Origin of the sequence: Kribbella capetownensis, assembly GCF_004331485.1 — a bacterium.
GTDB lineage: Bacteria > Actinomycetota > Actinomycetes > Propionibacteriales > Kribbellaceae > Kribbella > Kribbella capetownensis.
Map to the genome: position 1 here is coordinate 632,669 of NZ_SJKD01000004.1, position 12,870 is coordinate 645,538.

The window sequence follows — 12,870 nt, forward strand, 5'->3', positions numbered from 1 at the left end:
ACATGACCACCCCCGCTTCCGGCACCTTGGCCTGGTTCGAGGTCGCCACCAGCGACGCCGACGCCGCCCAGAAGTTCTACGGCAGCCTCTTCGACTGGACGTTCGAGGCCAACGGCCCCGCTGCGTCCGGCGGATCGGACTACCGCAACATCAAGGCCTCCGGGGCTGACGGTCCGATGGGCGGCATCCTCAGCACCGGCGGACAGGTGCCCGACCATGCCGTGTTCTACATCCTCGTCGCCGACGTCGAGGGCACCTGTGCCGACGCCGAGCAACTCGGCGGATCGGTCGTCAGCAAGCACCTCGATCCCGGCCCCGGCGCGCCGAAGTTCGCCTACCTGCGCGACCCGGCCGGGAACCAGTTCGGGGTCTTCACCCCGCCCGCGGGCTGATGGCGAGACGCACCCAGGGCACGTCCCCGTCGGAGCAGTCCGGCGGGGACCCGGCGGCTCGCGACCTGTACGACGAGCTCACTGACGACCTGCTGTACGACCCTGCCATCGGCCGCGCCACGATGATGGGCTACCCCTGCATGCGGCTGGCCGGGCGCTTCGTGGCGTCGTACAACGACAACGACGGTTCGCTCGTGGTGAAGCTGCCGCGCGAGCGGGTGATCGACCTGGTCGAGACCGGCACCGGCGATCCGTTTGCCCCGGCCGGCAAGGTCTTCCGCGAATGGGTGTCGATCCCGACCCTCGACGCCGAGCTCTGGCGCGGCCTCCTGGCCGAGGCCGTCGCCTTCGCCCGCACATCCCTGGACTGATGACTCACCGCTGGAGCCGGTAGAAGCGCCAGAACGGGTGTTCGATCGGCAGGATCTCGATCCTGGTGAAGCCGGCGGTTTCGGACAGTCGTCGCATCGTGGCCGGCCGGATGTCGAGCGGCCCGACGACCTCGGAGCCGTCCTCGGCGCGGCCTTGCGGAACACACCAGAGAGTCCCGGCCGCGGCCATGAACCGCTCGACCTCGTCACCGGGAGCGGTGAAGTTCTCGGCGACGTTCTCCTCCATCACGATCACCGAGCCGCCGGGTGCCAGCGCGCGCCGGGCGGCCTCGAGTGCCGCCACCGGATGTGGCAGGTCGTGCAGGCATTCGAAGAAGAACGCGACGTCGTACCCGTCGCGGGGGAGCGGCTGGGTGATGTCGGCAACCTCGAGATCGACCCGGCCGCCTACGCCGCGTTCGGCGACGTACCGGCGGCCACGGGCGATGGACTCCTCGTCCAGGTCGTACCCGTCGACCGAGATGTGCGGGAATGCCTCCGAGAGCCGGATCGAGGCCCAGCCGACGCCTGCGCCGAGGTCCGCGACGTGCGCCGGGCGGGTGCCGTCCGCGAGGCGGGCCTGGATGTCCGGGACCTGCGGAAGCCACTCGTCGATCAGCGAGTTCTCGTAGGCGGGCCGGTTGAGCGCTGCCTGTGCGGTCACCGCGTCGGCGCCGTACGCCGTGAGCGGGACACCGTCCCCGGTCCGGAACGCCGCGACCAGTGCCGGAAGCGCTCGGCCCATCGCCGGCGCGATGTAGGCCATACCGCCGGCATAGAACGGACTTGTCTCGTCAACCAGCGTCTCGTGCACACCATCGCGCAAGCTGAACACCGCCTCGTCGCTGACGCTCAGCAGCCCGGCAACGGCCTGCTGGGCCAGCCATTCCTGGGTGTAGCGGACCTCGGCGCCGCTTCGCTCAGCCAGTACGGCGGCCGTGGCGGGCCCGTCGTTCGACAGCGAGCGGTAGAAGCCCAGCTCGACGCCGAGGTAGACGTTGAGGAGCTCGGCAGTGGCCAGCGTCTGCAGGAAGAGGCCGCCGGACACCTCCTCGGCGGCGGATGGGGTGGGGGTCTCCTCGACCTGATCCAGCATCGTGCTCATGATGTTCTCCCTGGTGCTGCGCGGCGCCCGGTGCGCCGCATCTACCAGGAAGGCGCCAGGTCTGATGTGGCGATGCCACACCTGATCGCTAGCTGTGCCAGGTCGCGGATTCCTCCGGGCGATAGACGCAGAACCGTCCGGTCGAGACGGCCAACTCGAGGTGGCGGGCCAGCCCGGGGTGGATCTCGCGGATCGCCTTGATCGCGGTCGCGACGCGCATCGCGACGGCCTTGCGGGCCCGTTCGGCCGGGTCCCCGGTCGTCCGTGCCCGGCCACCGAGGCCGTAGGCCGCGGCCAGTTCGCGGACCAGGAAGTCCCGCTCCTCGACGAGGGTGCCGACCCGCTGAGACGTGCCGTCCTGTTCTGCCTCGGCGATATCGGTCTCGAGTTCGGCCACTCGCCGCTTGTACGCGTCCCTGGCCGTACCGTCGAGCACCGGGCCGGTGTCTCCGCCGGCCGCCGCCCGGGGCGGACCGCCGGCCGCGGCGACCAGGTCGAGGACATGCACGGGCGTGCCGGGTTGGCCGAGCAGCACCGACAGGTCGTGCATTCCCTTGGAATCCGGGACAGTCGCCTCGCCGTCCCGCCAGCGCAGGTGCCAGGTTCGCCCGTCCTTGCGGAACACGCCCTCGATGGTCGCGGTCCGTCGTACCACTGCGCTGATCGCGGCCAGATCCTGCTCCGCCCGGGTCAGCCATGGGACAGCGTTGGCGCCTTGGTACGCCGAGACCGCCTTGGACAGCAGGCGTCGCGCGTCGCCGATCCTGCCGCGGTACGCCGCCAGCCGGCCGAGGAGGTGTGCGGTCACGCCCATCACACCTCCGCCGATCCCGTCGATGACCCACAGGTCTTCGTACGGCGCGAGCCGCCGAGCCACCTCATCGGCGACGTCGCCACGGTCGAGTGCGATGGCCGCATCGCCGGTGTGCCACAGTCCTTCGAGCCATTCGCAGTCGTCGGGGATCGCCTCCAGGCCGCGGCTCATCAGCCGGTCGAAGTATCGTCCGGCCTTCGAGAGTTCTCCGGCCGCGGCGAGGTAGCTGGCACACATGCCCAGGGCAACGGACGTCTCGGTCACAGTCTGGACGGCCGCGTCGATGTCGTCGACGAAGTTCGCGGGGAGTACGCCGGCCGTCCGATGGGTCCACATGCGCAGGGTGAAGACCATGAGTGCGGCGTTGGCGCTGCCGGCCCGACGTCCGATCGCCTCGGCCTCGTCGGCGTACCGGGCCGCCGTTTCGACGTCGCCGGACATGAGGGCTCGCGACCCACGCCACAGCGGGACGTACCAGGAGTAGAGCGGCAGCATCAGGCGGTTCGCCGTGCGTGCGAAGGCGTCGATCTCCGCATCGACCTCAGGCCAGTCGCCTCGCTCCATCAGCGCCACCAGGCGGAGTCGCCGGGCCAGCAACTGACACGGCGAATCGTGCCCGCGTTCGGCGACCGCGAGCATCCGGCCGGCCGCGGCGAACCTCTCGTCGACCTGGGCCGGGCCGGCGATGGCGTCGCAGTACGCCGCCAGCGCACCCGACTCGACGCAGGGATGGCCCACTCGCTCCGCCATCGCCACGGCGGAGCGGGCCAGGTCGAGCCGCTCACTCTCCCGGTCGGTCCCCGCATAGGCGAGCGAGAGCCGGCCCATCGCCGCAGCCCGCATGCCGCCGTCCCGCTCCGGCAGCGACGCCAGCGCTTCCTCGAGTAGTTCTGTCTGCAGTTCGTCGTACTGCGGCACCTCGAACCCGCTCAGGCCGGCGCCCAGGCCGAGGGCGGCCATCGCCAGGTGACTGGCCCGGCCGTTACGCCGCGCCAGTTCCGCGGTCTGTGCGAACGTCTTCCGGGCGCCTTCGAGATCACCGGCGTACATCTGTGCCTCGCCGAGTTCGAGCATCACCTTCGTTCGCTCGATGTCCTTGCCCCGCAAGGCGATCCGGTACGCATCGACCGCCTGCTCGTAGCCCATCCGCTCTCCGGACGAGCGGGCCGCTCGCAGCGCCCACGCGGCTGCATGCTCGGCCGCGTCTGGACCGAAGGCGGCCGACCAGTGCCTAGCCAGCTCACCAGCGGAATCGTCGCCTCCGGCTGTCTCTTCGAGCTGCTCGGCCAGCGCCCGGTGTAAGGCGGCCCGCCGCGCAGTACCGAGCGACGTCTCCAACACCTCCTGGACCAGCGCGTGGGCGAACCAGATCCGATTGTCGACAGGCGGGCCGGCCAGCAACCGGGCGGCGGCCGCCTCCTCGAGCTGAAGCAGAACCGCATCGGTCGGTTCACCGGCGACAGCCTGCACGAGTGAAACGTCGGCACCGTTCCCGGCCACCGCCGCAACCTCCAGGATCCGCTGGCAGTCCTGGCTGACGCGGGCGATCCGCCGGGCCAGTACCTCCCGCACGCCATCGGGTACGCCGGTCGTCGCCGAACGAGCCGCGATCAGTCGGGAGACCTCCCGCACGAAGAACGGGTTCCCGCCGGTGCGACTGTGCACCATGGTCGCCAACTCGTCGGCGGGGGTGTCGCCGAGAACCCGCGCCACCAACTCCGCCACCTCGTCGATCCCGAGGCCGTCGAGCCGGATCCGCTGTACCGCGGTCGGGAGATCCTGGACAACCGCCCGCACATCCTCACCCGTCTTGGGCGGCTCGTCACGCCAGGTGGCGACGAGCAGCACCTGAAGGCCCGGGAGCGCGTCGACGACTTGACGCAGGAGCAGCAACGAAGCGCTGTCGGCCCACTGCAGATCTTCGAGGATGAGAACGACCGGGCCGTCGCCGGACACCTTCTGCAACGTATCGATCACCGAGACGAACAGTCTGGCCCGGACACCGGCGTCGCCGCGCAGCACTCCCAGTCCGTCCGCGCCCTGACCGGCAGGCCCGTCGCCTGCGAGCCGATGCTCTGGCGCCAGTTCACGAAGAATGGTTCGCCACGGCCAGAACGGCGGCATGCCGGCGGCCGAACACCAGCCCCAGGCAACGGTGACACCTGATGCGAGAGCACGATCCGCCAGCGTCTCAGCCAGCGTCGTCTTACCCATCCCCGGCTCACCGAGGACGATCGCGGACCGGCCGCGGCCGTCGATGGCCGCAGCCAGCAGGGCGTCGAGCTCAGCCAGTGGCCGGGCCCGGCCCACCATCATCCGTCGCTCCATCCGACGCCTCCCCGCCTCACATGCTAGGCAGCACGGCTCCCGGGGTCAGCACTTCGCGCGAACCGTCCGCGCCCGGTAATCGCCCCAAGCGCTCCAGCTTCGGCTCGAGGGCGTGCTCCATCGGCAACCTCACCCGCAGGCTCTGGCGCTTCGCCGACACCACGACGGACGACCTCGAAGGCCGCCTCGTTCCGACGCGCATGGCGACGACGCGACGACCTGACCGGTTCGGTGGCCGCCTAGTGTGAGTCGATGCGGCGAAGGATGTCGTCGACGACGAGTTGGAGCGGGGCGGTGGCGTCGATTGCCCATCCCTGAGCAATGCCTTCCTTGGTGTGGTGCAGGTGCATGATGATTTCTCGTTCCTCTTGCCTTCCGCCCCAGTCGGTGGGGTCGACGAGTACGCGCTCATCAATCCGGCGCATCACCGTGTCGAGGTCGTCGACTTCAAGGACGAAAACACCGTCAAGAAGGTCGATGAACTCCGAAGAATTCCTGCAGCCGCCGCAGAAGAACGTCACCGCCTCGTCCTGGCCGGCAATCACGGCCTTGACCTTCGCAACATCCCAGACGGGCGGCAGGTGGCTGTCGGATGCGCGGTCACTGGTGGCTTCACCGGGCTCCGGCGCTGCGCGGAGTTCCCTGTCGCCATGAACAGCCTGATAGCCCCGTCGCTGCAGTTCGTCGCACACCGTGGTTTTGCCGGTGCCGGAACCGCCGTCGATCAGGTAATTTCTCACGCCCATGGCCTGTCCATCTCGGCACAGGACCCTAGCGATGCGGCTGACCGATTGCACGCCAATAACGGCGTACCCGCTGAGATCGGTCAACGGCGCACGCGGTAGCGCAGGTGAAGCACCCTGTTGCCCTGAATCACCACGTCAGGATCCTCCAACAGATGCTGCACGTCGACCGACCCGAAGTAGCGCTTGCCGAACCCGAACACCACGGGTACGACGTCCATGCGCACCTCGTCGACCAGACCCGCGGCAAGCACCTGGCCACCGACCACCGTCCACCGTCCACCGAGCTGTACATGACCACCTTGCCCACGGGGCTCTCCTCTGCTTTGGGGTGCCCTCAAGTTGACGTGTCGTGAGCTGTCGCTCTTGTAAGGAATCAATCGGTCGGCAGCGGCCAACCGCCCACAGCATCGCAGACGCCGCCAGCGTCACCCCAGGTCGCGGACCTGTCATCGATTAGGGTCCGAGTGCTGGCATTCGTGGCGCAGGGCGGAGGGTGCGATGTATATCGGTGTCGAGGAGGTGGCCGGCTTCCTCGGGGACGATCCAGCCCTGGCGATGTGGCTGGGGGAGTTGCAGCGGGCGGGTGGGCCTCGCGACGAGGTCGACGTACCCGTTGCTGACACCGGACTGACCCATCTGCTTCGACTCGGCGTACCGGCGCAGGACGCGGCCGAGATCGTCGCTGGGTTGTCCGAGCTGCAACGCAATCCCGCTCTGTCCTGGCTGGTACGACGTTGTGCTCAGCGGACCGTCGCGGATATGGGCGGGTTTCGGCCGGGTGGATCGTGGCCGGCTTTGCCGGACGCCTGGGGTCGCTACTTCTACGTGTACGTCTTTCTCGCTGTTCTTCCGCATGTCCGCGCGTACCACCAACAACGTGGCATCCCTGACGACATCTCCTGGGCGACGCTCGCGGCGCTCGGCAGCGCCGTCGAGTCTCATCGGCAACGGCTCGGCACCGGCGGGATGGACGCGCCGTTCTGGATCGACCTGCACTTCCGCGGAGGGATCTATCTGCTGGGCCGATTGGGATTCAACCGCGGCGATCTGGGATTCCTTGCGCCGGCGGTGCAGGCCGCCGGACTTCCGGCCCACGAATCCGATCCGGCGCTGGGTGTGCACGCCGCTCCGACCGGACCCTTGGACCCGGTCGCCTGCGACGCGTCCTTCGCCCTCGCGACCGAGTTCTTTGCCCGGCATTTCCCCGAGGAGACGTACCGGCTCGCGCGGTGCGGATCGTGGATCCTCGACGAACAGCTCACCGAATACCTGCCGGCCGACTCCAACATCATCCGCTTCCAACGTCGCTTCCACCTGACACCCGAGACGCACGACGGCGACGCCGACATCCTGTCCCGGATCTTCCAGGCATCACCCGATACCGACCTTGCGACCCTTCCCCGCAGGACGACTCTCCAGCGAGCCGTGATCGATCACCTCCGGGCTGGTCGGCACTGGAACATCGGCTTCGGCTGGCTCGAGCTCTGACTCCGGGCGCACCACCTGTAGCCGGGTCAGTAGCGGCGCGGGCTGCGAGGGGAGGACATGGAGGAGGTGGGCTCCTCGTCACCGATCCAGTCGCCGTCTTCGAGGCGGCGAAGGCTGTTGTCTAGGTCGAGCGACAGCCAGCCGGCGAGCTGCGGGTGGGCCGGGTGTTGCCACAGGCCGTACGGTCCGCGCAGCGTCTCCAGGTAGTCGACGAGGTCATGGACCCGGCGGTCCTGTGCGGAGACGCCGCAACGGGAGGCGAGGTCGAGCAGGAAGGCGAGGTCGTGGGTGGCGTAGAACGTCACCTGTCCCATCGCTCGTTCAAGCCCGACCAGTCGGGACACCTCCCAACCGAGAGTCGACGCGTCCCGGGTCTCGCGGGCGAGGAGGTGGTCGACGCCGATCCGGGCGACGTCGGATCGCCGTCGCTCGGGGTGCAGCGCCAGGCAGGCAACGGCGCCGGTCGTCGCCGATCGGCAACCGAGCCCGCGGGCCAGTCGGCGGTACTCCTTCTCGGGTGGCGTCGGGCGCCCTTCCTCCCCAAGGTCGGCCTTCGGTCCGGCCGGCCAGGATCCGTCCTGGAGGCGGACGCCGAGGAGCCACTCGTAGGCACGCTCAGCGCGGGGATCGGTAGCGAAGCCGGCGGCGGCGATCCCGCGCAGCGGTACGACGGTGTGCATTGTGATGAAGCGAGCACCCTCGATCGGGCCAGGGCTGCCGGTAGGCGGAATCGACCAGGAGCCATCCGGCTGTTGGCCGCCGAAGATCTTCTCGACCGCGGCCGCCATCGCGGGCCCGCGGCACCCGAGGTGGGCCAGCTGACACAGCAGATAGCCCGCGGCGTACGGCTGGGCCGTCTCCAGGCGGTCGACGAGTACGCCGATCTCCGCGCTCCGATCGATCTCGGTACGCCACGCGATGACCTCGGCGTCGTCGTCGGTGGCGCCCTCCAGTTCGCGGGCTCCTCGCCAACGCAGCGAGGGGGACGGGTCTCCGAGCAGCAAGGTGCCGAGGTTCATGGCAGCACCCCGGCAACGTGGGGCGCGGTGGCGGTGCCGGCTTCGGCGAGAGCGTCGGGTGGGCCCTCGAACACGATCCGGCCACCGTCCGGTCCCGCGCCGGGGCCGAGCTCGATGAGCCAGTCGCATGCGGCGAGGAAGCCCGGATCGTGTTCGACGACGAGCACGCTGTTGCCGGCAGCAATCAGTGTGTCGAGCGTGCGGAGGAGCACGGCGACGTCGGTGGCCTGGAGGCCGACGGTGGGTTCGTCGAGCACGTACAGGGCGGTCGCCTTCGACGTACGCGCGAACTCCTTGGCGAGCTTGAGCCGCTGCGCTTCGCCGCCCGACAGGCTCCAGCCCGCCTGGCGTACGACGAGGTAGCCGAGCCCGAGTGCGACCGCAGCCCCGCCCACTCGGCGTACCGCGTCAACGTCGCCCCACTCGTCGACCAACTCGGCGATAGTGAGGGCTTCGATGTCGGCGAGGCTCCGGCCCCGGTGGAGCAGGGTGGCGGCCTCGCGGCGATACCCGGATCCACCACAGGCATCGCAGGTCTGCGGCACCGACGGCAGGAACGACATGTCCTGCTGCCACGCCCCTCTGCCCTTGCAGGCGTCGCATTGATAGGTCAGATCCTTGATCGTGATGCCCTGCTCCACGGCCGCCTCGCTCGCGGCGAACTCCTTGCGCACGGCACCGATCAGCCCGAGGAACATCCCCGGTGAGGTGATCTCGGCCCGGGACTGGTCGGCCACGACCGTTCGCTTGGGCGCGCCGGAGATGGAGTCGTGCTCGCCGGGCCGGACGCGGACCACGCCGCGGCCCGGAATGTTGGTCTTCGGACGGGTCAGGCCCAGGGCGATGGTGTCGACGACAAGCGACGACTTCCCCGATCCGGACATCCCGCAGACGCCGACGAGTACTCCGAGCGGGATGCGGACGGCGAGTCCGTCGAGGTTGTTCTCGCGCGCTCCGGTGACCTGCATCCAACCGCTCGGCGCCCGGCGTGCGTCGCGGTCGGTCGCCGGAACCCGTCCGTCCAGAACCGCCCGCGTCACCGATTGCGGGCTGTCCAGCTCGACCACGCGACCACCGGATCGCCCGGGACCGGGGCCGATCTCGACCACGTCGTCCGCCGCGCGGATGATGATCGGGTCGTGCTCGACGGCGATGACAGTGTTGCCGGCGGCCCGCAACTCGGTCAGCGTTCGGGCCAGGGCAGTCACCTCGGACGGATGCAGGCCTCTGGACGGTTCGTCGAGCAGTACCGTCATCCCGACCAGACCGTCGCCCAGCACCGAGGCCAGCTTGATCCGTTGCGCCTCGCCGGCCGACAGCGTCCACGTCGTCCGGTTCAGCTGGAGATAACCCAGCCCGACGGCGCGAAGGAAGCCGAGCCGACTCAGCGCGGTCGTCCGCGCCTCGGCCGCGTGTCGATCGTCGGGCACGTCCATCGCGGTCAGTACGGCGTCCAGGTCGGCGAGCGAGGTCGAGTACAGCTCATCCCGCCCGCGTCCCTGGAGCCGAATCGCCAGGTACGGCGTACGCAGCCGCCGGCCATCGCACTCGCGGCACGGAAACTCGGTCGACTCCTTGCCACCGACATCGTTCGCGGCCCACGCGTTCAACCCACACCAGAACGCGTCGCCGTAGAGCACGGCGTGCTGGGCCTCGTCACTCAACGCCTTCCAGGGGGTGTGGTCCATGTCGAACCGGTAGCGCTCGGCCAGCGACCGCATCGGCGGCTCCTCGCCGCGGGTGGTGCCGAACCAGGCCAGACTGCCGCCGAAGACGCCGGCGTAGAGGGGCACGTCCGGGTCCACGATCAACTTGGTGAAGTCGAACTCCCGCTCGACCCCGAGTCCCAGGCACTGCGGACAGGCCGACACGGGCGACCCGACCAGATGACGCGGCTCGATCGGCACCGCAGTGGTCCCACAGTCGTCGCAGCCCCACGCTGCTTCCGGCTTCGGCGACGTACGGCGTACTGTGTCGCGGCCGCAGACAAGGCAAGTGCGGACCCCCGCGCGGGCGATGATCACGGCCAGCAGACGGTCGAGGTCGGTTGACCGGCCAACGGTCACCCGGTCGGCGTCCCAGGCGTAGGAGCCCGGCCCGTGCGCGTCGAAGTTCAGGCCGGACGCGTCGATGCCCATGGTCGGGCCCAGGCCGGTCAGTGAGTCGACCGCGGCCTCCGGTCCCTCGCGGACCGACTGGCGCTCATAGACCGACAGGCACTCGAGCAGCCGCCTGGTCGCCTCGGACTCGACGACGTCATGGACCAACGACGACTTGCCCGAACCCGATACCCCCGTCACGACGGTGAAGCGGCCCTTGGCGAAGTCGACGTCGACACCCTGCAGGTTGTTGGCGCGGGCGCCGCGAACGCGGATGGCATCGCTGGATCGTCGGTCGGTACGCGGCTTGGCGCGAGGCCGCACCCGCGGCTGATTCTCGGCAACGGGCGGCCCGCAGTACTGCAGACGGCCACCATCGGGACCACCGCCCAGGCCCAGCTCGATGCGCCAGTCGGCGGCGGCGATGACATCGGGCTGGTGCTCGACCACGACCACAGTGGAGCCGTTGTCCGTCAGCCGGTCGAGCACCGCGAGCAACCGATCGAGGTCGCCGGGGTGCAGACCCGTCGTGGGCTCGTCGAGCAGCACCAGGTCGCCTGACCGCGCCTTGGCCACCTCGCGAGCCAGCCGCACCCGCTGGGCCTCCCCGCCGGAAAGGCTCGGAGACGGCTGCCCGAGCGTCAGGTAGCCCAACCCGACCTCCTGCAGGGATCCCAGGATGCGGGTCACCGACGGGTGGCCGTCGAACATCGCGGCTGCCTCGTCAACACTCAGCGCCAGTACGTCGGCGATCGACCGATCCGCCCAGGTCGCTTCGAGGACCTCGGGTCGGTACCGCTGGCCGTCGCAGGCCTCGCACGGAACCCAGATCGGTGCCAGATAGCTCATGCCGATCGCCACCGATCCCATCCCCTCGCAGTCCGGGCAGGCGCCCTCGGCCCGGTTGAAGGTGAAGTCCGATGCGGAGCGTCCGGTCTCGTTCGCGAAGACGTCGCGGATCCGGTCGAGCACCTTGCTGTACGTCGCCGGATTCGACCGTGGATTGTTGCCCAGCGGCGCCTGATCCACCGCACGAGCCCGGGTCACCGGCGCGTCGAACGTCGCGCATCCGACCGGGCCACGCTCGCGCGACGACGCCAGCAACACGTCGTGGGAGAGGGTGGTCTTGCCTGCTCCTGACGGCCCGGTGATCACCGTCAACGACCCGAGCGGGATCTCGCAGTCGACATCACGGAGGTTGCGCAGGCTCGCCCCGGTGACGCGGATCCGGTCGTCGGACACCCGCCGTCGCGGTCGATCCCGACGACCGCGGGCGGAGAAGCTGATACCCGACGCGGTGCCGGCCCGCCACAGGTCTGCAGGCGGACCCTGGAACACCAGTTGTCCGCCGGAGCCGCCACCGCCGGGACCGATCTCTACGACATCGTCGGCCATGGCGACAGCCAGCGGGTCGTGTTCGACCATCAGCACCGGGCCAGGCAGGGTGGCGATGGCGTCGAGCAGTCGACGGAGATCGCTGTGATGCAACCCGATGGTCGGCTCGTCGAGGACGTGGAGCAGGTCTTCGAGACGCCCCGAGAGCACGACCGCGAGCCGAGTACGTTGCGCCTCACCGCGCGACAGCGTCGGCATCGATCGGTCGAGGGCGAGGTAGCCAAGGCCCAAGTCCTGCAGCGGACGCAGGCGTCTGACCAACTCCTCGTGGATGCGTCGCGCGCGCGGTGGGAGCCGCTCGACGAAGTCGAGGACCTCAGTCACCGATCGGCCGATCAATTCCTGGAAGGTGAGGCCGGCGATGCGGTGTGACGAGGTGTCGTTGTCACTCTTGAACGCCGACGGGGCGAGTGGCCGGACCCAGGCGCCGCAGTGCGGGCAGATCGGCGCACGGAGTACCGGCGTACCGCTGAGCAACACCTCGGGTCGGCCCAGCGCGTCGGCCCGCTCCAGAGTGGCCCGGACCTCGGCCGCCGACACACCGGGCCGAAGAGTGGCCACTCGTACGACGATGTCGTGAGGCTGCGCCGGATCGAGGCGGGGGACACGACTCGCCGAGTACGGGCGTCCGTCGACGGTGAACTGGCCTCGCAGGCCGGCCAGCAGGCGGGCATGACTCCCGACCAGCGCTCGTACGATTGCGACGTCGACGTCGAGGCTGTCGTTGCGAGCGAGCAGATCTAGTGCAGCGGTGAGGCGCTCCTCGGCGGAGAGCGCTCGGACCGGCACGTGGCAGTGCGGGCATTCGACCTCGGCGAACCGTGAGTACAGGATCCGCAGGAACGGATGCAGACCGACCGACGTCGCGACGGTCGAGGCCGGGTTCCGGTTGAGGACATTCTGGGCAACCGCCACCGCCGGGCCAAGACCCTCGATCCGGCGGACTCTCGCAGCGGGAATCCGCGCTTTGTTCCCACCGAGCGCCAACGACTCGATGAACCGGCGATGCGCTTCGGCGTACACCACGTCGAATGCCAACGACGACTTACCCGACCCCGACACGCCGACGACCGCGGTCAGCCCCGGCCCGAACGACACATCGACCTCGCGCAA

General features: G+C 69.5%; 8 protein-coding genes and 1 pseudogene. 3 read left to right on the forward strand and 6 right to left on the reverse strand.

Annotated elements, in window-relative coordinates; translation table 11 throughout:
- Positions 1 to 2: 2 nt before the first annotated feature.
- Together E0H75_RS21245 and E0H75_RS21250 are read left to right on the forward strand one after the other, a co-directional pair.
- Positions 3 to 392 (forward strand): VOC family protein, encoded by a 390-nt coding sequence (locus E0H75_RS21245; protein WP_131515341.1) that lies wholly within the window; start codon positions 3 to 5, stop codon positions 390 to 392.
- The gene (locus E0H75_RS21250; protein ID WP_131515342.1) at positions 392 to 763 is read left to right on the forward strand and encodes an MmcQ/YjbR family DNA-binding protein; all 372 of its coding nucleotides are present in this window, start codon (positions 392 to 394) and stop codon (positions 761 to 763) included. Before E0H75_RS21245 ends, E0H75_RS21250 begins: the two co-directional genes overlap by 1 nt.
- Before the next feature lie 4 nt (positions 764 to 767).
- On the opposite strand, the gene E0H75_RS21255 is transcribed toward E0H75_RS21250, so the two are convergent.
- The 4 genes and pseudogenes from E0H75_RS21255 to E0H75_RS21270 all read right to left on the reverse strand — a co-directional run.
- Positions 768 to 1,868 carry a class I SAM-dependent methyltransferase gene (locus E0H75_RS21255; RefSeq protein WP_165553902.1) on the reverse strand — a complete coding sequence of 367 codons (1,101 nt, stop codon included), beginning with the start codon at positions 1,866 to 1,868 and terminating at the stop codon, positions 768 to 770.
- An 88-nt stretch (positions 1,869 to 1,956) separates the two neighbouring features.
- Positions 1,957 to 5,010, reverse strand: coding sequence for an ATP-binding protein (locus E0H75_RS21260; protein WP_131515344.1), 3,054 nt, complete (start codon positions 5,008 to 5,010; stop codon positions 1,957 to 1,959).
- Positions 5,011 to 5,249: 239 nt separating this feature from the next.
- Positions 5,250 to 5,840 carry an AAA family ATPase gene (locus tag E0H75_RS21265; protein ID WP_202873085.1) on the reverse strand — a complete coding sequence of 197 codons (591 nt, stop codon included), beginning with the start codon at positions 5,838 to 5,840 and terminating at the stop codon, positions 5,250 to 5,252.
- Positions 5,837 to 6,019 (reverse strand): annotated as a pseudogene (locus E0H75_RS21270) (dihydrofolate reductase); the annotation flags it as partial. The gene E0H75_RS21265 and the pseudogene E0H75_RS21270, both read right to left, overlap by 4 nt.
- A 235-nt stretch (positions 6,020 to 6,254) precedes the next feature.
- On the opposite strand from E0H75_RS21270, the gene E0H75_RS21275 reads away from it, so the two are divergent.
- Positions 6,255 to 7,244 carry an acyltransferase domain-containing protein gene (locus E0H75_RS21275; protein WP_131515345.1) on the forward strand — a complete coding sequence of 330 codons (990 nt, stop codon included), beginning with the start codon at positions 6,255 to 6,257 and terminating at the stop codon, positions 7,242 to 7,244.
- 26 nt (positions 7,245 to 7,270) lie between these two features.
- Here E0H75_RS21275 and E0H75_RS21280 read toward each other — a convergent pair whose 3' ends face one another.
- Positions 7,271 to 8,263, reverse strand: a complete 993-nt coding sequence (locus tag E0H75_RS21280) for a hypothetical protein (RefSeq protein WP_131515346.1) — start codon at positions 8,261 to 8,263, stop codon at positions 7,271 to 7,273.
- A complete protein-coding gene (locus E0H75_RS21285; RefSeq protein WP_131515347.1) occupies positions 8,260 to 12,870 on the reverse strand; it encodes an ATP-binding cassette domain-containing protein in 4,611 nt (1,536 codons plus the stop codon). Before E0H75_RS21285 ends, E0H75_RS21280 begins: the two co-directional genes overlap by 4 nt.